General features: G+C 72.7%; 20 protein-coding genes. 14 read left to right on the top strand and 6 right to left on the bottom strand.

Going from position 1 to position 22,804, the window contains the following annotated elements; genetic code table 11:
* Nucleotides 1-23: 23 nt before the first annotated feature.
* From FB470_RS24080 to FB470_RS24105, 6 genes are all read left to right on the top strand, one after another.
* A complete protein-coding gene (locus tag FB470_RS24080) occupies nucleotides 24-2,291 on the top strand; it encodes an AAA family ATPase (RefSeq protein ID WP_306999460.1) in 2,268 nt (755 codons plus the stop codon).
* A 42-nt stretch (nucleotides 2,292-2,333) separates the two neighbouring features.
* Nucleotides 2,334-2,918: an FKBP-type peptidyl-prolyl cis-trans isomerase gene (locus tag FB470_RS24085; RefSeq protein ID WP_306995060.1), complete on the top strand. Its 585-nt coding sequence runs from the start codon at nucleotides 2,334-2,336 to the stop codon at nucleotides 2,916-2,918.
* The gene (locus FB470_RS24090; RefSeq protein ID WP_306995062.1) at nucleotides 2,919-3,680 is read left to right on the top strand and encodes an SDR family NAD(P)-dependent oxidoreductase; all 762 of its coding nucleotides are present in this window, start codon (nucleotides 2,919-2,921) and stop codon (nucleotides 3,678-3,680) included.
* A gap of 42 nt (nucleotides 3,681-3,722) precedes the next feature.
* Entirely contained in the window at nucleotides 3,723-4,700 is a 978-nt protein-coding gene (locus tag FB470_RS24095; RefSeq protein ID WP_306995064.1) for a DMT family transporter, read from the top strand.
* A 147-nt stretch (nucleotides 4,701-4,847) separates the two neighbouring features.
* On the top strand, nucleotides 4,848-5,498 hold the full coding sequence (locus FB470_RS24100; protein WP_306995067.1) for a DUF3159 domain-containing protein: 651 nt from the start codon (nucleotides 4,848-4,850) through the stop codon (nucleotides 5,496-5,498).
* Between the two features lie 183 nt (nucleotides 5,499-5,681).
* Complete coding sequence (locus FB470_RS24105) at nucleotides 5,682-7,643, top strand: bifunctional phosphatase PAP2/O-acyltransferase family protein (RefSeq protein WP_306995069.1); 1,962 nt, start codon at nucleotides 5,682-5,684, stop codon at nucleotides 7,641-7,643.
* Between the two features lie 7 nt (nucleotides 7,644-7,650).
* Here FB470_RS24105 and FB470_RS24110 read toward each other — a convergent pair whose 3' ends face one another.
* Nucleotides 7,651-8,868: a PucR family transcriptional regulator gene (locus FB470_RS24110; protein ID WP_306995070.1), complete on the bottom strand. Its 1,218-nt coding sequence runs from the start codon at nucleotides 8,866-8,868 to the stop codon at nucleotides 7,651-7,653.
* Between the two features lie 136 nt (nucleotides 8,869-9,004).
* Here FB470_RS24110 and hpnC point away from each other — a divergent pair, with 136 nt between their 5' ends.
* The 7 genes from hpnC to hpnH are packed head-to-tail and all read left to right on the top strand — an operon-like array spanning nucleotide 9,005 to nucleotide 17,504.
* A complete protein-coding gene (gene hpnC, locus FB470_RS24115) occupies nucleotides 9,005-9,907 on the top strand; it encodes a squalene synthase HpnC (protein WP_306995072.1) in 903 nt (300 codons plus the stop codon).
* A complete protein-coding gene (gene hpnD, locus FB470_RS24120; RefSeq protein WP_306995074.1) occupies nucleotides 9,904-10,767 on the top strand; it encodes a presqualene diphosphate synthase HpnD in 864 nt (287 codons plus the stop codon). Before hpnC ends, hpnD begins: the two co-directional genes overlap by 4 nt.
* Entirely contained in the window at nucleotides 10,764-12,119 is a 1,356-nt protein-coding gene (hpnE, locus tag FB470_RS24125; RefSeq protein WP_306995076.1) for a hydroxysqualene dehydroxylase HpnE, read from the top strand. Before hpnD ends, hpnE begins: the two co-directional genes overlap by 4 nt.
* Nucleotides 12,116-13,126: a polyprenyl synthetase family protein gene (locus FB470_RS24130; protein ID WP_306995078.1), complete on the top strand. Its 1,011-nt coding sequence runs from the start codon at nucleotides 12,116-12,118 to the stop codon at nucleotides 13,124-13,126. Before hpnE ends, FB470_RS24130 begins: the two co-directional genes overlap by 4 nt.
* Nucleotides 13,126-15,027, top strand: a complete 1,902-nt coding sequence (gene shc, locus FB470_RS24135) for a squalene--hopene cyclase (RefSeq protein ID WP_306995080.1) — start codon at nucleotides 13,126-13,128, stop codon at nucleotides 15,025-15,027. Before FB470_RS24130 ends, shc begins: the two co-directional genes overlap by 1 nt.
* Nucleotides 15,024-16,496, top strand: a complete 1,473-nt coding sequence (gene ispH / locus FB470_RS24140; RefSeq protein WP_306995082.1) for a 4-hydroxy-3-methylbut-2-enyl diphosphate reductase — start codon at nucleotides 15,024-15,026, stop codon at nucleotides 16,494-16,496. Before shc ends, ispH begins: the two co-directional genes overlap by 4 nt.
* Before the next feature lie 3 nt (nucleotides 16,497-16,499).
* Nucleotides 16,500-17,504 (top strand): adenosyl-hopene transferase HpnH, encoded by a 1,005-nt coding sequence (hpnH, locus tag FB470_RS24145; protein ID WP_306995084.1) that lies wholly within the window; start codon nucleotides 16,500-16,502, stop codon nucleotides 17,502-17,504.
* A gap of 232 nt (nucleotides 17,505-17,736) precedes the next feature.
* Here hpnH and FB470_RS24150 read toward each other — a convergent pair whose 3' ends face one another.
* A complete protein-coding gene (locus FB470_RS24150) occupies nucleotides 17,737-18,708 on the bottom strand; it encodes a quinone oxidoreductase family protein (protein ID WP_306995086.1) in 972 nt (323 codons plus the stop codon).
* Between the two features lie 78 nt (nucleotides 18,709-18,786).
* On the opposite strand from FB470_RS24150, the gene FB470_RS24155 reads away from it, so the two are divergent.
* Complete coding sequence (locus FB470_RS24155; RefSeq protein ID WP_306995088.1) at nucleotides 18,787-19,092, top strand: hypothetical protein; 306 nt, start codon at nucleotides 18,787-18,789, stop codon at nucleotides 19,090-19,092.
* Nucleotides 19,093-19,095: 3 nt separating this feature from the next.
* Here the strand turns inward: FB470_RS24155 and FB470_RS24160 are convergent, their stop codons facing one another.
* The 4 genes from FB470_RS24160 to FB470_RS24175 form a co-directional block, all read right to left on the bottom strand.
* A complete protein-coding gene (locus FB470_RS24160) occupies nucleotides 19,096-20,010 on the bottom strand; it encodes an acyl-CoA desaturase (protein WP_306995090.1) in 915 nt (304 codons plus the stop codon).
* A 71-nt stretch (nucleotides 20,011-20,081) separates the two neighbouring features.
* Nucleotides 20,082-21,071, bottom strand: coding sequence for a COX15/CtaA family protein (locus FB470_RS24165; protein WP_306995092.1), 990 nt, complete (start codon nucleotides 21,069-21,071; stop codon nucleotides 20,082-20,084).
* Between the two features lie 15 nt (nucleotides 21,072-21,086).
* Nucleotides 21,087-21,812: an ABC transporter permease gene (locus FB470_RS24170; RefSeq protein WP_306999462.1), complete on the bottom strand. Its 726-nt coding sequence runs from the start codon at nucleotides 21,810-21,812 to the stop codon at nucleotides 21,087-21,089.
* A 65-nt stretch (nucleotides 21,813-21,877) separates the two neighbouring features.
* Nucleotides 21,878-22,804, bottom strand: coding sequence for an ABC transporter ATP-binding protein (locus tag FB470_RS24175; protein WP_306995094.1), 927 nt, complete (start codon nucleotides 22,802-22,804; stop codon nucleotides 21,878-21,880).

Genomic DNA, 22,804 nt, shown 5'->3' on the forward strand with positions numbered 1-22,804 from the left:
CCGAAAGTGGGTTGCTCTTGTCCGTGGCTGGGGACCGCCAACCGGAGAACACCACCGACCTCCAGCACGAGCAGGACTACGTGTCCATGCTCTACCGCAGGCTCGACACCGAGCGGGCGACCGCCGAACAGCGCCTGGACCGGGCGCTGCGTTCACACGGGGAGACACCCCAGGAGGCCGCCGAGCGCGACGCGGCCAGCACCCTGCACCGCGAGCGGCTGGCGCAGCTCGGCTCGGTCGAGCAGGGCCTGTGCTTCGGCCGGCTCGACTTCCACGACTCGGCCGAGCCCGCCTACGTGGGGCGGCTCGGCCTGTTCGACGAGGACGGCGACTACGAGCCGCTGCTGCTCGACTGGCGCGCGCCCGCCGCGCGGCCGTTCTACCTGGCCACCGCGGCCTCCCCGGAGGGCGTGCGACGCCGGCGGCACATCCGCACCCTGAGCCGCCGGGTCGTCGGCCTCGACGACGAGATCCTGGACCTGCGCGAAGTCGACGGCAGCCAGGCCGACCTGGGGCTGGCCGGCGAGGCCGCCCTGCTGGCCGCGCTGGAGCGCCGCCGCACGGGTGAGATGAGCGACATCGTCGCGACCATCCAGGCCGAGCAGGACGACATCATCCGTGACGACCTCGGCGGCGTGGTCGTGGTGCAGGGCGGGCCGGGCACCGGCAAGACCGCCGTGGCGCTGCACCGGGCCGCCTACCTCCTCTACACCTACCGCCAGCAGCTGGCCGCGCGCGGTGTGCTCGTGGTGGGGCCGAACAACACCTTCCTGCGCTACATCGGCCAGGTCCTGCCCTCACTCGGCGAGACCGGGGTGCTGCTGTCCACGATCGGGCAGCTGTTCCCCGGCATCCGGGCGCGCGGCACGGACAGCCGGGAGGCGGCCGAGGTCAAGGGCCGGCCGGTGATGGCCGACGTGCTGGCGCGTGCGGTCGCCGACCGGCAGCGGGTGCCGGACGAGCGGTTCGAGGTCTCCTTCGACGACGACGTGCTGGTCCTGGACCGCGAGATCGTCGAACGGGCCCGCGAGAAGGCCCGCGGCACCCGCCGTCCGCACAACGTGGCCCGGCGCGTGTTCGTCGACCGGATGCTCGACGCGCTGACCGAGCGTGCCGCGGTGCGCATGGAGGTCGACCTGTTCGCCGGCGTCCCGGACATCCCGCTCGCCGCGGGCGAGACCGCCGACGCGCCGGTGCTGGACGCGGGGGACCGGGTGGAGATCCGCAAGGAGCTCGCCGAGTCCGAGGTCGTCGCGGCGGCGATCGACGACCTGTGGCCGAAGCTGACGCCGCAGCGCCTGCTCCGCGACCTGTTCGCCGACGCCGACCGCCTGCGCAGCGCCTCGGACGGGCTGCTGTCCGATGCCGACCGCGCGGTCCTGCGGCGCCCCTCCCGGTCGCCGTGGACGCCCGGTGACGTGCCGCTGCTGGACGAGCTGGCCGAGCTGCTCGGCGAGGACGACGAGGCCGAGCAGGCCGCGCGAGAGCGGCGCGAGCGTGAGGAACGCGCGTACGCCGAAGGTGTGCTCGACATCATGGACCAGGACGAGGAGATCCTGGACGAGGACCAGATCCGCATCGCCGACGTCCTGGACGCCGAGCTGTTCGCCGAGCGGCAGCAGCGCCGCAGCCTGCTCACCGCCGCCCAGCGCGCGGCCCGGGACCGCACCTGGACCTTCGGGCACGTCATCGTCGACGAGGCGCAGGAGCTGTCCGCGATGGACTGGCGCCTGCTGATGCGGCGGTGCCCGACCCGCTCGATGACCGTGGTCGGTGACGTCGCGCAGACCGGCGCTCCCGGCGGCGCGTCGTCGTGGCGGGACATGCTCGGCCGCTACGTCGGGGACCGCTGGCGGCTGCGCGAGCTGACGGTCAACTACCGCACCCCGGTGGAGATCATGGACCTCGCCGCGGAGGCGCTCGCCGAGGTCGACCCGCGGCTGCGCGTGCCGACCTCGGTGCGGGAGACCGGTGTCCGCCCGTGGCGCGCGCCGCTGGCGGAGCGGCCGCTGGCGTCCGTGGTGGACGAGGAAGTGGCCGTCGCCGACGGCGGGACGGTCGCGGTGCTGGTCCCGGCGTCCCGCCTCGGCGCGGTCCGGTCCGAACTGGACGGTCACGGCGAGGCGGTGTCCGTGCTGACGGTCGCCGAGGCCAAGGGCCTGGAGTTCGACGGCGTCGTGGTGCTCGCGCCGGAGGAGATCGTGGCGGAGTCGCCGCGCGGGTGGAACGACCTCTACGTGGCCTACACCCGCGCCACCCAGCGGCTCGGGATTCTTTGCGTGGAGCGGTAACCCCAGGAAACCGACTGGTCAGCGCCCGGTTAAGGTGTCGCCATGCGTAACGCTGGCAAGATCGTGCTCGCGGCGGCAGCCGCCCTCGTTCTCGGTGCCTGCTCACCCCACCAGGAACCGTCGTCCGTCCCGCCCGGTGGCGGCCCGACCTACCCGGCGCCCGAGCCGGCGGGCGCGTCCGCCAGCGCGTCGGCGGGCCCGGGTGCGGGCAGCGCCGCGCACGAGTGCACCGCGGACGACATCACCGTGACCGGTGACTTCGGCACCAAGCCGACGATCACGATCCCGGCCGACTGCGCCGCGCCGACCAAGCTGCTGACCAAGGACCTCAAGCCGGGCACCGGCGCCGCCGCCCATCCCGGCAGCACGCTGCAGATGGACTACGACCTGGTCACCTGGTCGGACAAGGTCGACCAGCAGAACTCCTTCGGCTCGGCGCCGTTCTCGCTCCAGCTCGGCGCGGGCACCGCGATCCCGGGCTGGGACCAGGGCCTGGAGGGCATCAAGCAGGGCGGCCGCCGCCTGCTGGTCATCCCGCCGAACCTGGGCTACGGCGCGCGGGGCAACGGCCCGATCAAGCCGAACGAGACGCTCGTCTTCGTCGTCGACGCCGTCCAGGTCGGCTGATTGGACGTCCGGGGTGCGGTCGTGCTGGTCACCGGTGCCTCCTCGGGCATCGGGGCCGCCGCCGCGCTCAAGCTGCACGAGGCCGGTGCTCGCCTCGTGCTGCACGGCCGTGACGGCGACCGCCTGAACGCGCTCGCCGAGCGCACCGGCGCGGTCGCCGTCCGCGCGGACTTCGCCGAGCCGGGCGCCGGGCAGGCGGTGGCCGAGGAGGTCATCGCCCGCGCCGGCGCGGTCGACGTGCTCGTCAACAACGCCGGCATGGGCTGGGCCGGGCCGGTGTCCGAAATGCCCGCCGCCGAGGTGCAGCGGCTGCTCTCCGTCAACCTCACCGCGCCCCTCCAGCTGACCCGCACGCTCCTGCCGGCACTGCTCGACCGTCCCCGCGCGGCGGTGGTCTTCGTCACCTCGATCGCCGGGCGGGCCGGGGTCGCGGGGGAGTCGGTGTACTCCGCGACGAAGGCCGGGGTGGACGTGTTCGCCGAGAGCCTGCGGCTGGAACTGGCCGCTACCGGAGTGCACGTCGGCGTCGTCGTGCCGGGCGTCGTGGACACCGCGTTCTTCGCCCGGCGTAACCGCCCCTACCTGCGCAGTAGTCCGAAACCGGTACCTGCGGAGCGGGTCGCGCAAGCGGTGCTGGAGGCGGTCACGGCGGAGCGGGCCGAGCAGTACGTCCCGCGGTGGATGAGGTGGCCAATTGCGGTGCGCGGGGCCGCGCCCTCGGTGTACCGTGCACTATCTGCCCGATTCGGGGGTTCAGGCTGAGTCTCCGGAATCTTTCCGCCACTGGAAGCGCTGACAAGTGACGTGTTAGTACCGGTCTTCCTCGGATTCGCCGCGGCTTTCCTGTTCGCGGCGTCAGCCGCGCTGCAACGCCGCGCGGTGATCGAGGTTGCCGACAGTGACGTCGACGGGCGCGCGGCCAGGCACCGGGTCCCGGTACTGTGGCTGATCCGCAAGCTGTTGCGCAAGAGGGTGTGGCTCGCGGGATGGGCCACGAACCTGTTGGGCTTTTTCAGCCAGGCCGCCGCACTGCACTTCGGATCGATCGCGCTCGTGCAGCCGCTGCTGGTCACCGAGCTGCTCTTCGCGCTGCCGATGGCCTCGGCCGCGATCCGCCGCTGGCCGCCGCTGCGGGACTGGCTGGCGGGCCTCGCCATCACGGGGGGCGTGGCGGTGTTCCTGGCCGTGGAGGGCGCCGCGCCGCTGGGCGGGTCGCCGGATCAGGGCCGGCTGCTCATCGCGGTGCTGATCGCCGCGGCCACTGTCGTCACCCTCGTGCAGATCGCCCAGCACCGCGGCCCGCTGATGCACAGCGCGCTCATCGCCGCGGCCGCCGGCATCTGCTACGCGATCAGCGCGGCCATGATGAAGGTGACCACCGACCTGCTCTTGAACGCGGGTGTCGGTCACACCGCACTGACCTGGCCGGGGTACGTCCTCGCGTTGTCGACCTTGTCCGGATTGCTGCTGGGGCAGCAGGCGTACGGGTCGGGCTCGCTGTCCGCGGCGATCGCGGTGATGTCCATCGTGAACCCCGCCGCCAGCTATTTCCTGGGAGTACTGGCGTTCAACGCGGCACTGGTGTCCGAGCCGGGCCCGCTCGCGGCGACGGCCGGCGCGGCCCTGCTGCTCGGCCTCGGCGTGTTCGGGCTGGCGCATTCGCCGAGCGTGCAGGCCGAAACCAGCCGGTCGGCCGAACACGGGGTTTATCCCGGAAGTGGTAGGTTCGCGGGAACCGTTCACGCCCAGGCTCGTACATCGGACTCCTTCGCTCAGGAATAATTCAGGTCCCCGGCGTAGGTTTCGGGCCCGGCGGGCGGTGGAACCTAAAGAGCCTGCTATCGAGTGCGCTGCCCCCGCGCACCTCAGGCAGACCCTTGGAGGCTGGAGCCTGTGCACCATCGAGCGTCGTCCGGCGAGCGCCATCTGGTGATCGAGATACCGCACCTGCGCAAGACCCTGAAGGACGCGGCGATCCTGTTGCTGGAGACCGTCGTCGTCCCGACCGTGCTGCTGGCGTTGCTGCTGCACTTCGTCGGGCTCGTGCCCGCGTTGTGCGCGGTGCTCGGCTGGAGCGCTTTCGTCATCGGCGCGCGCCGTCTCATGAAACGCGACCTGCCCCGCACGCTGCTGCTGTGCACGGCGATGCTGGTCGGGCGGGCGACGTTCGCGCTGATCACGTCCAGTGCGGTGGTGTACGTGCTGCAACCGGCGCTCGGGTCGGTGTTGATGTTCGTGATCTTCGTGGGCAGCGCGATGCTCGGGCGCCCCATCACGGCGCGCCTGGCCAAGGACTTCGTGCGGCTGCCCGCTGAGCTGTTCAAGCACCACACGGTCAACCGCGTGTTCGTCGAGGTTGCCCTCCTGTGGGGCGGCTCGCGCCTGATCGACGCGGCCATGACCATCGGGTTCCTGCACTGGGGCGTCGAGGCGGGCCTGATGTCGCGGGGCATCCTCAGCGGGCTGCTGACCGCGCTGACGGTCGCGGTCTGCGCCGGGCACGGCTGGCGCAAGCTCCGCCGCAGCGGCGTGACGCTCCGCCTGGCCGGGCGCCAGACCCCGGCCACGGCCGCGGCGTGACGCCGGCTGCCGCCCACCAGCACACCTGACGCACCGCACGTGCGTCACCACGCCACGTGAAGCCGCGGGCGCCCTCACGCTGCCCGCCATGACGCGCCGCTGCCGCGTTTTCCGCGAGCGCACCGGCCGCAAAGCGTGATATATGACGGTGTGCTCACCGTCGGTTCCACCTCACGGCCTCCGGTGACCCTGGACGGCCGCCCCGCGGCCGTCCGGCGGCCGAACTGGTGGGGTGAGCTGCTGCTCGGCCTCGCCCTGTTCGGGGTCTACCTGCTGGTCGAGACGTTCCCCCTGCCCGGCCGCGGGCCGCGCGCCCACGCCAACGGTGAGGCCCTCCTCGCGTTCGAGCGCTGGCTGCACCTGGACTTCGAACTCCCCGTGAACCGGTGGCTCGCCGGCCAGGGCTGGATCCGCGTCTTCGCCAACTACGAGTACGCGATCACCTACATCGCCAGCGCGATCATCCTGCTGATCTGGGTGCACGCGCGGCACCCGGTCCACTACCGGCCGGTGCGCAACTCCTTCGTCTGGCTCAACCTGTTCGCCCTGGCCTGTTTCTGGTTCTTCCCGGTCGCCCCGCCGCGGATGCTCGAGGGCGCCGGGTTCGTCGACACCGTCCGCCTCGGCCACACCTTCCTGTCCTGGGGCTCACCGGCACTGCAGGGCGCCAACCAGCTGGCCGCCATGCCGTCGCTGCACGTCGGCTGGGCACTGTGGGTTTCGGTGGTGCTCGCGCGCATCCGCGGCGGCTGGGCCGTGCAGAGCGTCAGCGCCGTGCACGTCCTCATCACGTTCGGAGTCATCATCGCCACCGGCAACCACTACTGGATCGACGCGGCCGCGGCCGTCGTGGTCATCGGCCTCGCCACGCGGATCGCGCGCCTCGCCCGTCCGGTCGAGCGCGTGCCCGCCTCGGACACCTTCTTCCTGCACGTCGAGACGCCCGGCTACCCCCAGCACGTCGGGGGGCTCATCATGCTCGACACGTCCAAGAACCCGTCCGGACCCACGAAGGACTGGGTGCGGTCCGCGCTCGAGGCGAAGCTGCCCGCGATGCCCCGCTACGCACAGCGTCTGTCGCCCTACTCGCGCTGGTGGCGCCAGTACTGGGTGCCGCACCCCGACATCGACTGGGACTGGCACGTCCCCGACTTCGACCTGACCCGTCCGGACGGCACCCCCGGCGGGATGGGGGAGCTGCACAAGCTGGTCGCCCGCTTCCAGAGCGAGCCGCTGCCGCGGGACCGGCCGCTGTGGCGCTTCGCCGTCGTCCGCGGCGTCGAGGAGAACACCGCCGCGGTCATCTCCCTGGTGCACCACGCCGTCGCCGACGGAATCGGCACCATCAGCCTGATGCTGGAGCTGTTCGACTCGCCGAGCCTGCTGGAGGGGCTCAACGAGGCGAAACGGCCCAACGCGCTGCAGAAGGTCGCCGCCGGTGCCGTGGGCCTGGCGCAGCTGGCGACCGACGGGCGGCCCCGCGCGCAGCTGCCGTCGGGCGACCCGCCGGACCGCCGCTACGCGACCCTGCAGATCCCGCTGGACGACGTCCGCGAACTGGCCCGCAAGCACCGGGTCCGGGTCACCGACCTGCTGCTCGGCGGAGTGGCCGGCGCGTTGCGGCGCGTGGCGGTCGCGCCGCTGCCGGAGTCGATGCTGACGTCGGTGACGCTGATGGCCGCCGAGCCGCGGCCCGGCGCGGAGGGCAACGTGACCGCCGCGGTGATGGTGGACATCCCGCTCGGCGACATGCCGGAGGCCGAACGGCTCGCCCGGATCGCCAGGGCCACCAAGCGGTTGCGCACCGGCACGCGGGTCGTCGCGTCGCGGTTCGTGCAGCACACGCTCGCGAACCTGCTGCCGGTGTTCTTCCACGCCTGGTTCGCCCGGACTGTCTACAATGAACGGTTCTTCAACGGAACGGTGTCCAACATGCCGGGTGCGGCGTGGCAGGTGGACTTCGGTGAACACCCGTTGCGCACGGCGTTCGCGATCATCCCGCTCGCGCCGGGAACACCGTTCACCGTCGGTGTGCTGGGCTGGCACGGCTCGTTCTCGATGAGCGCCACCGTGGACGCGACGCTGGTGGACAGCGTGGACGGATTCCTCGCCGAATTCCGGGCGGTACTGGCGGAACTGGACTGATCGGGTGTCAGAGGCCGCCGGGCTCCGAGCCGCCCCAGGCGAGCGCGAGCGTCAGGCGGCGGCGGTTGTCCGGGTCGTCCAGGCTCTCCCCGAACAACTCGCGCAGCTGGGTCATGCGGTAGCGGACGGTCTGCGGGTGGATGTGCAGTTCCTCGGCCATGGCGCGGCGGTCGCCCAGGTGCCGCAGCCAGCAGGCGAGCGTCTCGCACAGCCGTTTCCGCGTCACCGGGCCGAGGTGGGCCAGGGGCGCCAGGCACTGGTGGCGGAAGGCGTCGAACAGCTTCGCGTCGCGGCGGACGATGATCGAGTCCAGGTGCTCGTCCACGAACACCGGATCGTCCTCCAGCACCTGCGCCCGGCGCAGCTGGGCGGCGAGCTCGGCGACGTGCATGCTGGCGGGCAGCCGTTCCAGCGGCACCGCGTGCCCGACGACCGCGCCCGCGCCGCGCAGCGCGGAGGCCAGCCGTTCCCGTCGCTGCGGCCCGTCCGGGTCGGGCACGATGGCGCACACCAGCCGCTGCCGCCGGACGTGCAGCGACGAGTTCCCGAGCCGGCCCAGCAGCGCGCTGCCGACCGGGTTGTCCGGCTCCACCAGGACAACCGCGGCCTGGCGGGGGAGCGGCCAGTCCACGCGAGCCGCCGCGGCGCGGATCGCGGCGGAATCGGAACGGTCCGACAACAGCATGTCGGCGAGCTCGTCGCGCAGGCGTTCCCGGGTCGCCGCCGCCTCGGACTGCTCCAGCACGTACCCGCGCGCCGATGCCGAGGACAACTGGTCGACGAAGATGAACACCGCTTCGGCCAGTGAGGCGAACATGTCCGACGGGACACCGACCTCGAGCGCGACCTCCGCGACGTGGTGCCACGCCACCCGCGCGCCGATCTGGTAGGCCGACAGCAGGCTCGTCAGGTCGCGGCCCTGCTGCCACTGCGCGCGCCCGATCTCCTCGAACAGCGGCTGTTCCCCGAACCGGTCGCCCGCCTGGTCGGCGATGCCGGACAGTTCGGTGATGTCCCATTTGGCCATGCGCAGCAGGCGGCGCAGGAACATGTTGGCGGAGACCAGGACCTCGTCCCGTTCTGTGACGATGAACTCGGCGTAGTCGGGCCAGTGCTCGTTGAGCAGCCGGGCGACGTCGTCGAGCATGCGTGGCAGCCGTTGCGACGTCGCCGCCGCCAGCTGTGCCAGCTTCCCGTCGCTGGTCTCCGTCCGTCTGACCGTCATCTCGTGGACCCCCACTCGCCTGCCCGCGTGCCGTCCATCGTCCGGGTCAATACTGTCAGCTCGTGACAACCGGGGCTTCTTCATTTTTGTTTCCGGTGCGAAGAATTGGTCACCGTCACCGAGTGATTATGAGGTGATGGCTCCCGCACCCCCCGGTTCCCGCACCGACGCTGATCGCGCGCTGCGCGAAAAACAGCAGGCCGAGAACTTCCCGGTAGCACTGCGGATACTTCCGCGTGACCTGCGTCATGACCTGGGGGCGATCTACCGGGTGGCGCGGGTGATCGACGACCTGGGTGACGAGTCAGCCGGTTCCTCCGCGGACCGCACCGCCGGGTTATTGCGATTCCAGTCAGATCTGGAACGGACCTTTCGGGGGGATGAACCACACGAACGGGTATTGCGTGATCTTCTTCCCGCGATTCGGCGCCGCGATCTGGAAGCCGGCCCGTTCAATCGCCTCGTGCGGGCGAACCTCCAGGACCAGCGCGTCGGCCGGTACGCCACGCAGGCCGAGCTGGAGGAGTACTGCGTGCTCTCCGCCGACCCGGTGGGACGCCTCGTGCTCCGCGTCTTCGGCGTGCGCGACCGCGAAGCGGAACGGCTCTCCGACCGGGTCTGCACCGCGCTCCAGCTGATCGAGCACTGCCAGGACGTCGCCGAGGACCGCCGCAACGGGCGGATCTACCTGCCGCAGGCCGCCCTCGCCGCGTTCGGGGCCACCGAGGCCGACCTCGACGCGCCGACGGCGAACCGGGCCGTGCGGCTGACCGTCGCGGCGCAGACTGCCCGCGCGCTCGACCTGCTCACCACCGGCGCCGCGCTGCTGGACCGACTGCACGGCTGGGCCCGTCTCGCGGTCGCCGGGTACGTCGCCGGCGGCCTGGCCACGCTCGACGCGCTGCGCCGGGCCCGCTGGGACGTCCTGGCCGGCACCCCGCGACCCCGCAAGACCGACGTGCTGGCGCACCTGATCGCCCTGCTGGTGCGCCCGGCCGCCCATGTCCGCCGCATCCGGGAAGGTGGTCGGCTCCGATGACGACTCCGACGATCCAGCAGGCCTATGCGACCTGCGAGGACATCACCAGGACGGAGGCCCGCAACTTCTACTGGGGCATCCGCCTGCTCACCCGGCAACGCCGTTCGGCGCTGTGCGCGGTGTACGCGCTGGCGCGGCGCGTGGACGACATCGGCGACGGCGACCTGCCGATCGAGGAGAAGGCCACGCAGCTGGAGGCGGTCCGCAAGGAGCTCTCGGCACTGGACCGCAGCACCGACCCGGTGATGGTCGCCGTCGCCGACGCGGCGCGGCGTTACCCGGTGCCGCTGGAGGCGTTCGAGGAGCTGCTCGACGGCGTCTGGATGGACATCGAGGGCCGCCGCTACGGCACGTTCGACGAGCTGACCGGGTACTGCCGGTGCGTGGCCGGCTCGATCGGGCGGCTGTGCCTGGGTGTCTTCGGCCACAAACCGCACCCGCGGGCCGCGCACTACGCCGACGCGCTCGGGATCGCGCTGCAGCAGACCAACATCCTGCGCGACATCCGCGAGGACCTCCTCACCGGCCGCGTCTACCTGCCGAAGGAGGACCTGGACGCGTTCGGGGTCGAGCTGACCGTGGACTCCGGCGGGGCGCTGGCCGATCCCGACGGCGGCCTGGCGAACCTGATCCGGCACAGCGCCGCCCGTGCCCGTGAGTGGTACGCCGACGGGCTGCGCCTCGGTCCGCTGCTGGACCGCCGCAGCGGCGCGTGCTGCCTGGCGATGGCGGGCATCTACCGGCAGCTGCTGGAGCGGATCGCCGAGCAGCCCGCCGCCGTCTACGACAAGCGGTTGTCGCTGTCCGGCCGGGAGAAGCTGGGCGTGGCGGTGCGCGCGCTGGGCGGGCGGGCGGCATGACGCGGCGGGTCGCGGTCGTCGGTGGTGGCCTCGCCGGGATCACCGCGGCCCTGCGCTGCGCCGACGCCGGGCACGAGGTGACCCTGCTGGAGTCCCGCGGCCTGCTCGGCGGCCTGACCCACTCGTTCACCCGCGACGGCCTGCACGTCGACAACGGACAGCACGTGTTCCTGCGCTGCTGCACCGCGTACCTGGGCCTGCTCGAACGCCTCGGCGTGACGGACCGGGTCCACCTGCAGCCGCGCCTGGAGATCCCGGTCCACGCGCCCGGCTCGCGCCGCCCGGTGTGGCTGCGCCGCAACCCGCTGCCCGCGCCGCTGCACCTGGCGGACTCCGTGCTGCGCTACGGCCCGCTCGGCCTCGGCGACCGGATGCGCTTCGCCGGGGCCGCGCTCGCGCTCAAGTCCGTCGACCCGGCCGCCCCCAGCTCCGACCGGCGCACGTTCGGCGAGTGGCTGGCAGCGCACGGCCAGAGCCACGCGGCGATCACCAGGCTGTGGGACCTCGTCGGCATCGCCACGCTGAACGCCCGGGCGGAGCACGCCTCGCTCGGCCTGGCCGCGACCGTGTTCCAGATCGGCCTGCTCACCGACGCCGCCGCGGCCGACATCGGCTGGGCCACCGTGCCCCTGCGGCGGCTGCACGGCGAGCCGGCCCTGGCGCGGCTGACCGAGGCGGGCGTGCGGGTGCGGCTGAACACCAAGGTGACCGGGCTGTCCCGGGACGGGGGCGCCTGGCGGGTCGGCGCGGACGAGCCGGTCGAAGCCGATCAGGTCGTGCTCGCCGTGCCCCCGCCCGCCGCGGCCAAGCTGCTGCCGGAGGGCGCGGTCCGCCTGCCGCCCGACTTCGCCGAGCGGCTGGGCAGCTCGCCGATCGTCAACGTGCACGTCGTGTTCGACCGGCGGGTCACGTCCCAGCCGTTCTTCGCCGCGATCGACTCGCCCGTGCAGTGGGTGTTCGACCGCACCGCCTCCTCGGGCCTGGACCGGGGCCAGTACCTGGCGATCTCGATCTCGGCGGCCGAGGCGGAGATCGAGGAACCGGTGCGGGTCCTGCGCGAGCGGATGCTGCCCGCCCTGGGCGAGGTGCTGCCCGCCGCGCGCGGTGCGGAGGTCCTCGACTTCTTCGTGACGCGAGAGCGGCACGCCACGTTCCGTCCCGCGCCGGGCAGCGCGGGACTGCGCCCGCCCGCCCGCACCCGTGCCCCGGGGCTGGTGCTGGCCGGCGCGTGGACCGCCACCGGCTGGCCGGCGACCATGGAGGGCGCCGTGCGCAGCGGTGAGGCGGCCGCCCAAGCCGTACTCGGCACCCCCGCGGGGGTACCGGGCCGTTCGGAAGGGATACCCGCATGACCGCTGTTCTCGATTCCCTGCAGCAGGGCAGGCAGGCCGTCCTGCCCGCGATGCGGGCCGCCGTGGACCGGCTCGACCCGGCCAGCCGCGCGATCGCCTACTACCACCTCGGCTGGACCGACCTCGACGGCAACCCGACCTCCGGCGGCGGCAAGGCCGTGCGGCCCGCGCTGGCGCTGTTGTCGGCGGAGGCCGCGGGCGCGCCGCCGGCGACCGGGCTGCCCGGCGCAGTCGCCGTGGAACTGGTGCACAACTTCTCGCTGCTGCACGACGACCTGATGGACGGCGACACCGAGCGGCGGCACCGGCCGACGGTGTGGGCGGTGCGGGGTGCGGCCAGCGCGATCCTCACCGGCGACGCGATGCTCGCCCTGGCCAACGAGGTCCTGCTGGACTCCGAGGAGCCGGGCGCGGTCGCGGCGGCGCGGCTGCTGTCCGAGGCGGTCGGCGAACTGATCCGCGGCCAGGTGCTGGACGTGGCCTTCGAGCAGCGCGACGACGTCACCCTCGACGAGTGCCTGGACATGGCCGGCGGCAAGACCGGCGCGCTGCTGTCCGCCAGCGCGGCGATCGGGGCCGTGCTGGCCCGCGCGCCGCAGCGCACGGTGGCGGCGCTCGCCGAGTTCGGCGCCGACCTGGGCCTGGCGTTCCAGCTGGTCGACGACGTGCTCGGAATCTGGGGCGAGCCGTCGGTCACCGGCAAACCGGTGCACTCCGACCTGCGGGCCCGCAAGAAGAGCCTCCCGGTCACCTACGCCGTCACCCACGGTGGCGCGCCCGGCCGCGAGGTGGCCGCCTGGCTCGCCGACGGCGACGTCGCCGACGAGGCCGCGGTGCGCCGCGCCGCCGACCTGGTCGACCTGGCCGGCGGGCGGGCGTGGGCGCTGGAGGAAGCCCACCGCCGGATGGTGGCGGGACAACGCAAGCTCGAGGACGCCGAGGTCCCGGGACGGGTGCGCGAGGAGCTGCTGGCCCTCGCGCGGTTCATCGTGACCAGGGAGGCCTGATGACGCAGACCGCCGATCCTGCCACCAGATCCGGATCCGGTGCCGCCGCGGCGCTGGACCGCGCCGTGGCCCACCTCAAGGGCCTGCAGCGCGACGGTGGCTGGTGGAAGGGCGAGCTGCAGACCAACGTGACCATGGACGCCGAGGACCTGCTCATGCGGGAGTTCCTCGGCATCCGCCGGGCGACCGAGACCGAGGAGGCCGCTCGCTGGATCCGCTCGCAGCAGCGGGCGGACGGCACCTGGGCCACCTTCCACGGCGGGCCGGGCGACCTGTCGACCACCGTCGAGGCGTGGGTCGCACTCCGGCTGGCCGGCGACTCCCCGGACGAGCCGCACATGCGGGCGGCCGCCGAGTTCGTCCGGCGCGGCGGCGGGGTCGAGGCCAGCCGCGTGTTCACCCGGATCTGGCTGGCGCTGTTCGGGCTCTGGTCGTGGGACGACCTGCCGAACATGCCGCCCGAGCTGGTGCTGCTGCCGTCGTGGGTGCCGCTCAACGTCTACGACTGGGGGTGCTGGGCCCGGCAGACCGTGGTGCCGCTGACCGTCGTCAACACGCTGCGGCCGGTGCGGCCCCTGCCGTTCGGCATCGACGAGCTGCGCTCCGGCGTCCGGCGCGGCGGCGGCCTGGTCGCGCCGTGGACCTGGGCGGGCGCCTTCCACTACCTGGACAAGGCGCTGCACCTGTACGCGAAGGTGCCGGTCAAGCCGGTGCGCGAGTTCGCGATGCGGCAGGCCGCGGAGTGGATCCTGGCCCGGCAGGAGGCCGACGGCGGGTGGGGCGGGATCCAGCCGCCGTGGGTGTACTCGCTGCTCGCGCTGCACCTGCTCGGCTACTCGCTGGACCACCCCGCGATCCGGGCGGGCCTGGAGGGTCTGGAGGGGTTCCTGATCCGCGAGGAGACGCCCGAGGGGACCGTGCGGCGGCTGGAAGCCTGCCAGTCGCCGGTCTGGGACACCGCGCTGGCGATCACCGCCCTGCTCGACGCGGGCGCGCCGGGCGACGACCCGCACCTGCTCAAGGCCGTCGACTGGATGCTCGGCGAGGAGATCGCCGTGCGCGGCGACTGGGCCGTGCGGCGGCCGGACCTGGACCCCGGCGGGTGGGCCTTCGAGTTCGCCAACGACCTCTACCCGGACACCGACGACACCGCCGAGGTCGTGCTCGGCCTGCGCCGCGTCGAGCACCCGGACGCCGACCGCCTGTCCGCGGCCCTGGACCGCGCGGTGAAGTGGGTGACCGGCATGCAGTCGCGCGACGGCGGCTGGGGCGCCTTCGACGCCGACAACACCCGGGAACTGACCACCAAGCTGCCGTTCTGCGACTTCGGCGCGGTGATCGACCCGCCCTCGGCCGACGTCACGGCGCACGTCGTCGAGATGCTGGCCAAGGAAGGCCGGGCGGGCGGCCGCGAATGCCGTCGTGGCGTGCGGTGGCTGCTGGACCACCAGGAGGCCGACGGGTCGTGGTTCGGCCGGTGGGGCGCCAACTACGTCTACGGCACCGGGGCGGTCGTCCCCGCACTGGTGGAGGCCGGGGTACCGGCGTCGTCGACCGCGATCCGGCGGGCCGTGCGGTGGCTGGCCGAACACCAGAACGCCGACGGCGGCTGGGGGGAGGACCTGCGCTCCTACCGCGACCCGTCGTGGGCCGGGCGCGGCGACTCGACCGCGTCGCAGACCGCGTGGGCGCTGCTGGCGCTGATCGCGGCGGGGGAACGGGACTCCGCGGCCGCCGCGCGCGGGGTGCGGTGGCTCGCCGAGACCCAGCGCCCGGACGGCACCTGGGACGAGCCCCAGTTCACCGGCACCGGGTTCCCCGGCGACTTCTACATCAACTACCACCTGTACCGGCTGGTGTTCCCGGTGACCGCCCTGGGCCGGTACCTGGGACGGTCATGACCGGGGTCGTGGTCGCGCCGATGCGCGTCGAGGCGGCGGCACTGCGGGTGCCGGGCCTGGTGGTGCTGCGCGGCGGGATGGGTCCGCGCCGCGCCGCCGAGTCGGCGGCGCGGCTGGCCCGGGCGGGGCGGCCGGTGCTCGTCGCCGGGGTCGGCGGCGCGCTCGTCCCGCACGTGCAGCCGGGCGATCTCGTGGTGGCGACCGAGATCGACGGGCCCGCCGGGCGCGTGCCGTTGCCGTCCGCGCCGATGCTGGCCGCGGCACTGCGCCGGCTCGGGCTGACGGTCCACCTCGGACCGATCGCGTCGTCCCCGTCCGTCGTGGACGGTGCGGACCGGGCGCGGTTCGCGGGACGCGGTGCGCTGGCCGTCGACATGGAGTCCGCGGAGTTCGCCACGCTGCCCGGCCCGGTGGCGGTGGTGCGGGCCATTGTGGACACCCCGGAGCAGCCGTTGTGGCGGCCCGGCACGGTGTTGCGCGGCATCACCGGGTTGCGCTCGCTGCGGATGGCGGTGCCGGCGCTGCGGGAGTGGTGCGAGGCCGCCGGGGACGGCGACCTGCTGCTGGCCAGCCCGCGGTCGTTCTGCGCCGGGGTGGAGCGGGCGATCGAGATCGTCGAGCGAGCGCTGGCGCGGTACGGCGCGCCGGTGTACGTGCGGCGCCAGGTCGTCCACAACGCACACGTGGTGCGACGGCTGGAGGCGCTGGGCGCGGTGTTCGTGCAGGAGGTCGAGGAGGTGCCGCGCGGGGCGACGACCGTCCTGGCCGCACACGGTGTCGCGCCGTCGGTGCGGGCCGCCGCGCACGCGCGGGACCTGCGGGTGATCGACGCGACCTGCCCGCTGGTGATGAAGGTGCACACCGAGGTCAAGCGCTACACCGGGCGCGGTGACACGGTGTTCCTCATCGGGCACGCCGACCACGAGGAGGTCGAGGGCACGGTGGGGGAGTCGCCCGACCGGATCGTGGTGGTCGAGGACGCGGACGCGGCCGCGCACGTGCGGGCGCCCGCCGGACGGGTGGCCTACGCGATGCAGACCACCCTGGCGGTGGACGAGGCGGAGGAGATCGCCGCCGTGCTGCGGGACCGGTTCCCCGCGATCGAGGGCCCGCGGCGCGACGACATCTGTTACGCCACCACCAACCGCCAGCGCGCGGTGTCGGCGGTGGCGGAGGAGGCGGACCTCGTCCTCGTGGTCGGCTCGGCGAACTCGTCCAACTCGCAGCGCCTGGTCGAGGTCGCGCGACGGCGGGACACGCGAGCCAGGCTCGTCGACGACGTGTCCGAAGTGGACCTGCGCTGGCTGGCCGGGGCGAGGCGGATCGGGATCACCGCGGGTGCCTCGGCGCCGCCGGACCTGGTGGCCGAGCTGGTGCGGTGCCTTCGCGGACTCGGACGGTCGACGCTGACCGAGAGCGCGCAGGCCGAAGAAGACGTGGTGTTCACATTACCCCGGGAGGTGAGCTAGACCATGGCGATGCCGTTGCGCCAGTCGATCCGGCTGGGTGCGTTCCTGGCCAAGCAAAAGCTGCTTCGCAAGGACAAGTTTGCGATCCTGGTCGAGCTGGAACCGCTGTTCGCGTGCAACCTCAAGTGCGGTGGCTGCGGGAAGATCCAGCAGCCGGCGCACCTGCTGAAGCAGCGGATGCCGGTGCAGCAGGCCGTGGGTGCCGTGGAGGAGAGCGGCGCGCCGATGGTGTCCATCGCCGGTGGTGAGCCGTTGATGCACCCGCAGATCCACGAGATCACCCGGATCCTGCTGGAGCGCAACAAGATCGTGTTCCTGTGCACGAACGCGCTGCTGCTGCCCAAGCACATCCACAAGTTCAAGCCGCACCGCAACTTCACCTGGATGGTCCACATCGACGGGCTGGCGGAGAAGCACGACGCGTCGGTGCGCAAGGAGGGCGGTTTCCAGGCCGCGATCGACGCGATCGAGCTGGCGAAGTCCAAGGGCTTCAAGGTGATGACGAACACCACGTTCTTCAACACCGACACCCCGCAGGACGTCATCGATGTCCTGGACTACCTGAACGACGTCGTGAAGGTCGACAACATGCAGTTGTCGCCGGGCTACGCGTACGAGAAGGCGCCCGACCAGGAGCACTTCCTGGGGGTGCAGCAGACGCGCGAGCTGTTCAAGAAGGCGTTCGCGGACGGCCGCCGCAAGAAGTGGCGGCTGAACCACTCGCCGGTGTTCCTGGACTTCATCGAGGGCAAGCGCGACCTGGAGTGCACGCCGTGGGGGATCCCGTCGTATTCCTTGCTGGGCTGGCAGCGGCCGTGTTACCTGCTCGACGACGGGTACGCGAAGACGTGGCGTGAGCTGATCGAGGAGACGGACTGGGACGCCTTCGGCCGGGGCAAGGACCCCAGGTGCGCCAACTGCATGGCGCACTGCGGCTACGAACCGACGGCCGTCATCGCCACGACGAGCAGCCTGAAGGAGACGATCCGCGCCGCCGTGAGCATATGAGCGTGTCCCACGACGAACCGGGTGGTCATCCCGGCGCCTGAGGCCGTCAGCGGCCCCGATCAGGCGAGGGGTGACCACCCGGCGATCACCTGCGTTTGATCTTTTCGCCGCTTCGGCCAGGGCGCCTGCGGCGCTGGGTGGTCGCCTGGGGTGCCGACTCGGGGGCGGGGGAGGTCTAGCGGGGCGCGCTGGGGGTCTCCGGTGGTGACGAAACCGCCGAGCGCCGGCGCCGCTAGGGGATCAGCAGCAGCTTGCCCGTCGTCTTGCGGCCTTGCAGGTCCTGGTGCGCCTGGGCCACGTCGGCGAGCGGGTAGCGGCCCCCGATGCGCACCTTCAGCGCCCCCGAGGTCACCGCCTCGAACAGTTCTCCCGCTCGCCAGTCCAGTTCCTCCCGGGTGCGGACGTAGTGCGCCGACGTGGGCCGGGTCAGGTAGACCGACCCGGCCGCGTTCAGGCGCTGCGGGTCGACCGGGGGGACGGGTCCGCTCGCCGCTCCGAACAGGACCAGCATGCCCCGCACCCGCAGGCTCGCCAGGCTCCCGTCGAAAGTGGACTGGCCCACCCCGTCGTACACGGCGGCGACGCCCTCGCCGCCGGTCAGCTTCCGGACCTCCTCGGCGAAATCCACCTGGTCGTAGCGGATCACCTCGTCGGCACCGGCCTCCCGGGCCAGCGCCTCCTTCTCGGCCGTCGACACGGTCCCGATCACCCGCGCACCGCGGGCCTTCGCCAGCTGCACCAGCAGCAGCCCGACGCCGCCAGCGGCCGCGTGCAACAGGATCGTGTCGCCCTCCCGCACCTCGTACGTCGAGCGGACCAGGTAGTGCGCCGTGATCCCCTGCAGCATCGTGGCGGCGGCGACCTCCTCGGTCACGCCCTCGGGGACGCGCACCGCACTGCGGGCCGGGATCCGGGCCCGCTGCGCGTACGAGCCCAGCACGCCCTGCCACGCCACCCGGTCACCGACCTCGAACCCGGTCACGTCGGCCCCGACCGCGGCGACCGTTCCGGCGCCTTCCTGACCCAGCACCTGCGGCAGGTCCAGCTTGTAGATGCCGCTGCGCTGGTAGGTGTCGATGTAGTTGACCCCCGCGGCGGCCACGTCGACCAGCAGCTCCCCGGGACCCGGATCGCCGGTCTCGACGTCGGCCACCTCCAGCACCTCGGGGCCGCCGGTCTGCCGGATCTGCACTGCCGTGGGCATCTCGTGTCTCCTCCTGACGTGGTCGGGTTCACCCCGTACAAGCCGGTGGGGCCGCCCGATCTTCCCTAAGATGCCGACATGGCTGAAGAGACCGAGGCACCGGCGCCCACCGCCAAGCAGCTTACGACCGCCCGCCGCTTCGTCGCCGAACACGGCAAGCCGGCGAAGGCCGTCGTGGAGAACATCGGCCGGGCCGGGGCGCGGGTCGTGCTCGTCGGCCACGACGGCGCCCTCGGCGACATCATCGTCCCCGGCGTCGAGACCGGGCAGAAGCTCGTCGAGGCGATCGAGGACCTGGAACCGGCCGAGTGGGACGCCGAGACCGTCAACTCGACCAAGATCGGGCCCGGCCACCGCCGCCGGATGGCCGGGCACTCCCTGTAGGACCTAGGAGGCGGGCTCGAGGCGCTTCGCGGCGAGGCGCTCGGCGCGCGGCCACCGCACGTCGCGCGCCCAGCCCAGCTTCTCGAAGATCCAGATCAGCCGCGCCGACACGTCCACCTGCCCGCGCAGCACACCGTGCCGGGCGCACGTCGGATCGGCGTGGTGCGAGTTGTGCCACGACTCGCCCATCGACAGGATCGCCAGCGGCCAGAAGTTCGCCGCCTTGTCGCGGCTGGCGAACGGCCGGTCGCCGATCATGTGGCAGATCGAGTTCACCGACCACGTCACGTGGTGCAGGAACGCGATCCGCACCAGCCCCGCCCAGAAGAACGCGGTCACCGCACCCCACCACGACCAGCTCAGCAGCCCGCCGAGCAGCGTCGGCAGCCCCAGGCTCAGCACGATCCACAGCCAGAACAGCCGGTTGACCACGCGCAGGTCGTCGTCGGCCAGCAGGTCCGGCGCGAACCGCTCGTAGTTGGTCACCTCACGCTGGAACATCCACCCCATGTGCGCGTGCCAGAAGCCGCGCAGCAGCGCACCCGGGCTGGTGCCGAACAGCCACGGCGAGTGCGGGTCGCCCTCGCGGTCGGCGAACGCGTGGTGGCGCCGGTGGCTGGCCACCCAGAAGATGACCGACCCCTGCACGGCCATGCTGCCGGCGATCGCCATCGCCACCCGCAGCGGCCGCCCGGTCTTGAACGCGCCGTGCGTGAAGTAGCGGTGGTAGCCCACGGTCACCCCGAGCGTGGCGACGACGTAGAACACCACGGCCAGCCCCAGGTCCAGCCAGGTCAGGCCCCATCCCCAGGCGAGCGGGACGGCGGTGATCAGCGCCAGGAACGGGATCAGCAGGAACGCCTTCAACACGATCATCTGACCGGAGGACCGGCGATGCGAGATCAGCGGTTTCGTCATGGGTGGCAGTAACCTCTCTCTCCGGCCCCACCGTAGGGAACCGTTCTGGCGAATACCCCCCTCGGGCGTTACTACCGCATGACGGGCGACGGAACCCCGTTCACGCCGCTCTCCGGCGGCGCCGGCTCCCTCGTCGTGACCGCGCCGCGGTCCCGCGCGCCGCTCCACAGCGCCGCGGTCGCCACGATCACCAGCGCCGAACCCAGGACGTGCAGCGACACGAGCGCCTCCGGGATGCCCAGCGCGTACTGCACCGACCCCAGCACCCCCTGCGCGAGCGCCACCACCCAGACGATCGCGTACCGCCGCCACAGCGCGGCCGGGGTGCCGCCCCGCATCAGCACCAGGCCGAACGTGGCGAGCACGAGCAGGTAGAACACGAGCAGACCGCCGTGGACCCGGGCGAGCACCTCGATCGGCGCGTCCAGCCGGTGGGTCTCCGGGTCGCCGCCGTGCGGGCCGGCGCCGGTGACGGTGGTGCCGGCGATCAGGACCCCCCACAGCGCCACCACGAGCGTGACCAGCAGCTTCTTCGCCAGCGGCGGGACGAGCCAGCGCGCCGGCTCGTCGCCCTCGTTGAACGCCCGCAGCAGCAGCACGGCCAGCCAGATCAGCGGTGTCGAGGCGAGGAAGTGGATCGCGACGGTCCACCACTCCAGCTTCGCGAGCACCGTCATCCCGCCGACCACCGCCTGCAGCACGACACCGCCGGGCATCGTCCAGGCGAGCTTGACCAGCCGCCGCCGCTGCGGGTGGTCGACGAGCACCCGCCACGCGGCGAGCACGGCCAGCGCCGAGACGAGGATGACCACGCCGGTGAGCATCCGGTTGCTGAACTCGATCCACTGGTTGAGCGTGTCGAACTCGGGGTGGGCGACCGGGACCAGGCTGCCCGGGAAGCACTGCGGCCACGTCGGGCACCCGAGACCGGACCCGGTGACGCGGACGACCGAACCGGTGACCCCGATGCCGGCCTGGGCGACGATCGCGGCGACGCCGATGGCGCGCTGCACGCTGTGCGACGGGTACGGCAGGCGGGCGATCAGGGACTTCAGTGCCACGGGAACATCCTAGGGTTATGTCAGTTTTGTCGTCTTCGCGGCCACCGCGGCCGCCACGACGGTCCAGGCGGCGAGCACGGCGATCGGCCCCCCGGCGAACTGCCCGTCCACCAGCGCGGACCGCAGCCCCTCGGCCAGCGCGCCGGAGGGCAGCAGTTCGATGACCGTGGCGGCGCCCGACGGCAGCGTCGACGGGGCCAGCAGGATGCCGCCGGCCAGCAGCAGCACGAACCACACGATGTTGGCCAGCGCGAGCACGGCCTCCGCCCGCAGCGACCCGCCGAGCAGCACACCCAGCGCGCCGAAGCTCAGGGTGCCGAGCACGAGCAGGACGATCGCCGCGGCGATGCCCGCCGCCGACGGGGTCCAGCCGAGGAACGCGGCGACCACGCCGAGCGCCACGACCTGCAGCAGCACCACGACCAGGGCGGCGACGATCCGGCCCGCGACGAGCAGCCAGCGCGGGATGGCGGTGGCCGACAGCCGCTTGAGCACGCCGTAGCGGCGGTCGAACCCGAGCGCGATGGCCTGCCCGGTGAACGCCGAGGACATCACCGCCAGCGCGAAGATCCGCGGCGTCAGCCAGTCCACCTTGGACACGCCGCCGAGGTCGCCGGTGGGCAGGACGTCCAGCAGCGTCAGGCCGATCAGCAGGGCCAGCGGGATGAGCAGGGTGAGCAGGATCTGCTCGCCGTGCCGCAGCGTGAGGCTGGTCTCGACCTTCGCGTGGGTGAACAGCATCCGCGCGCGGCTGCCGGCGCCGGGTGCGGGGGTGAAGGTTCCGGCGGGGAACCGGGCCGGTGCGGTCACGATCGCAGCTCCCGTCCGGTCAGCTCGAGGAAGACCTCTTCCAGGTCGCGTTTGCCGACGTGCAGCTCCTCGGCCAGCACGCCCTGCTGGGCGCACCACGCGGTCACGGTGGACACCACCTGCGGGGTCACCTTGCCGGCGACCTGGTAGCTGCCCGGCGCGGACTCGCTCACGTGGTAGCCCTCGGGCAGGGCGGCGGTGAGCAGCTCGGTGTCCAGCGAGGCGCGGGCCTTGAACCGCAGCTGGGCGGTGTCGGTGTCGTCGGCGGTCAGTGCGCTCGGGGTGCCTTCGGCGATGACCTTGCCGTGGTCGACGATCACCACGTCGTCGGCCAGCGCCTCGGCCTCCTCCATGAGGTGCGTGGTGAGCAGGACGCTGACGCCGTCGGAGCGCAGCGCGCCGAGCAGCTCCCAGACCAGGCGGCGGGCCTGCGGGTCCATCCCTGCGGTCGGCTCGTCGAGGAACACCAGCTCGGGGCGCCCGACGAGGGCGCAGGCCAGTGACAGGCGCTGCTGCTGGCCACCGGACAGGCGCTTGAACGGGGTGCGGCGGGCGGGGGCCAGGCCGAGGACGTCGAGCAGCCACGCCGGGTCGAGCGGGTCGGCGGCGCAGGAGGCGACCAGGCCCAGCATCTCGCCCGCGCGGACGCCCGGGTAGGCGCCGCCGCCCTGCGGCATGACGCCGATGCGGGGGCGCAGGGCGGCGCCGTCGCGCGCCGGGTCGAGGCCCAGCACGCGCACCGTGCCGGAGTCGGCGCGGCGGAAGCCCTCGCAGATCTCGACGGTGGTGGTCTTGCCGGCGCCGTTGGGGCCCAGCAGCGCGAGCAGGCGGCCGCGGCCCATCTTCAGGTCCAGGCCGTCGACCGCGGTCTTCGAGCCGTAACGCTTCACCAGCCCGGTGATCTCGACGGCAGGTGTGCTCAC

Origin of the sequence: Amycolatopsis thermophila (assembly GCF_030814215.1) — a bacterium.
GTDB lineage: Bacteria > Actinomycetota > Actinomycetes > Mycobacteriales > Pseudonocardiaceae > Amycolatopsis_E > Amycolatopsis_E thermophila.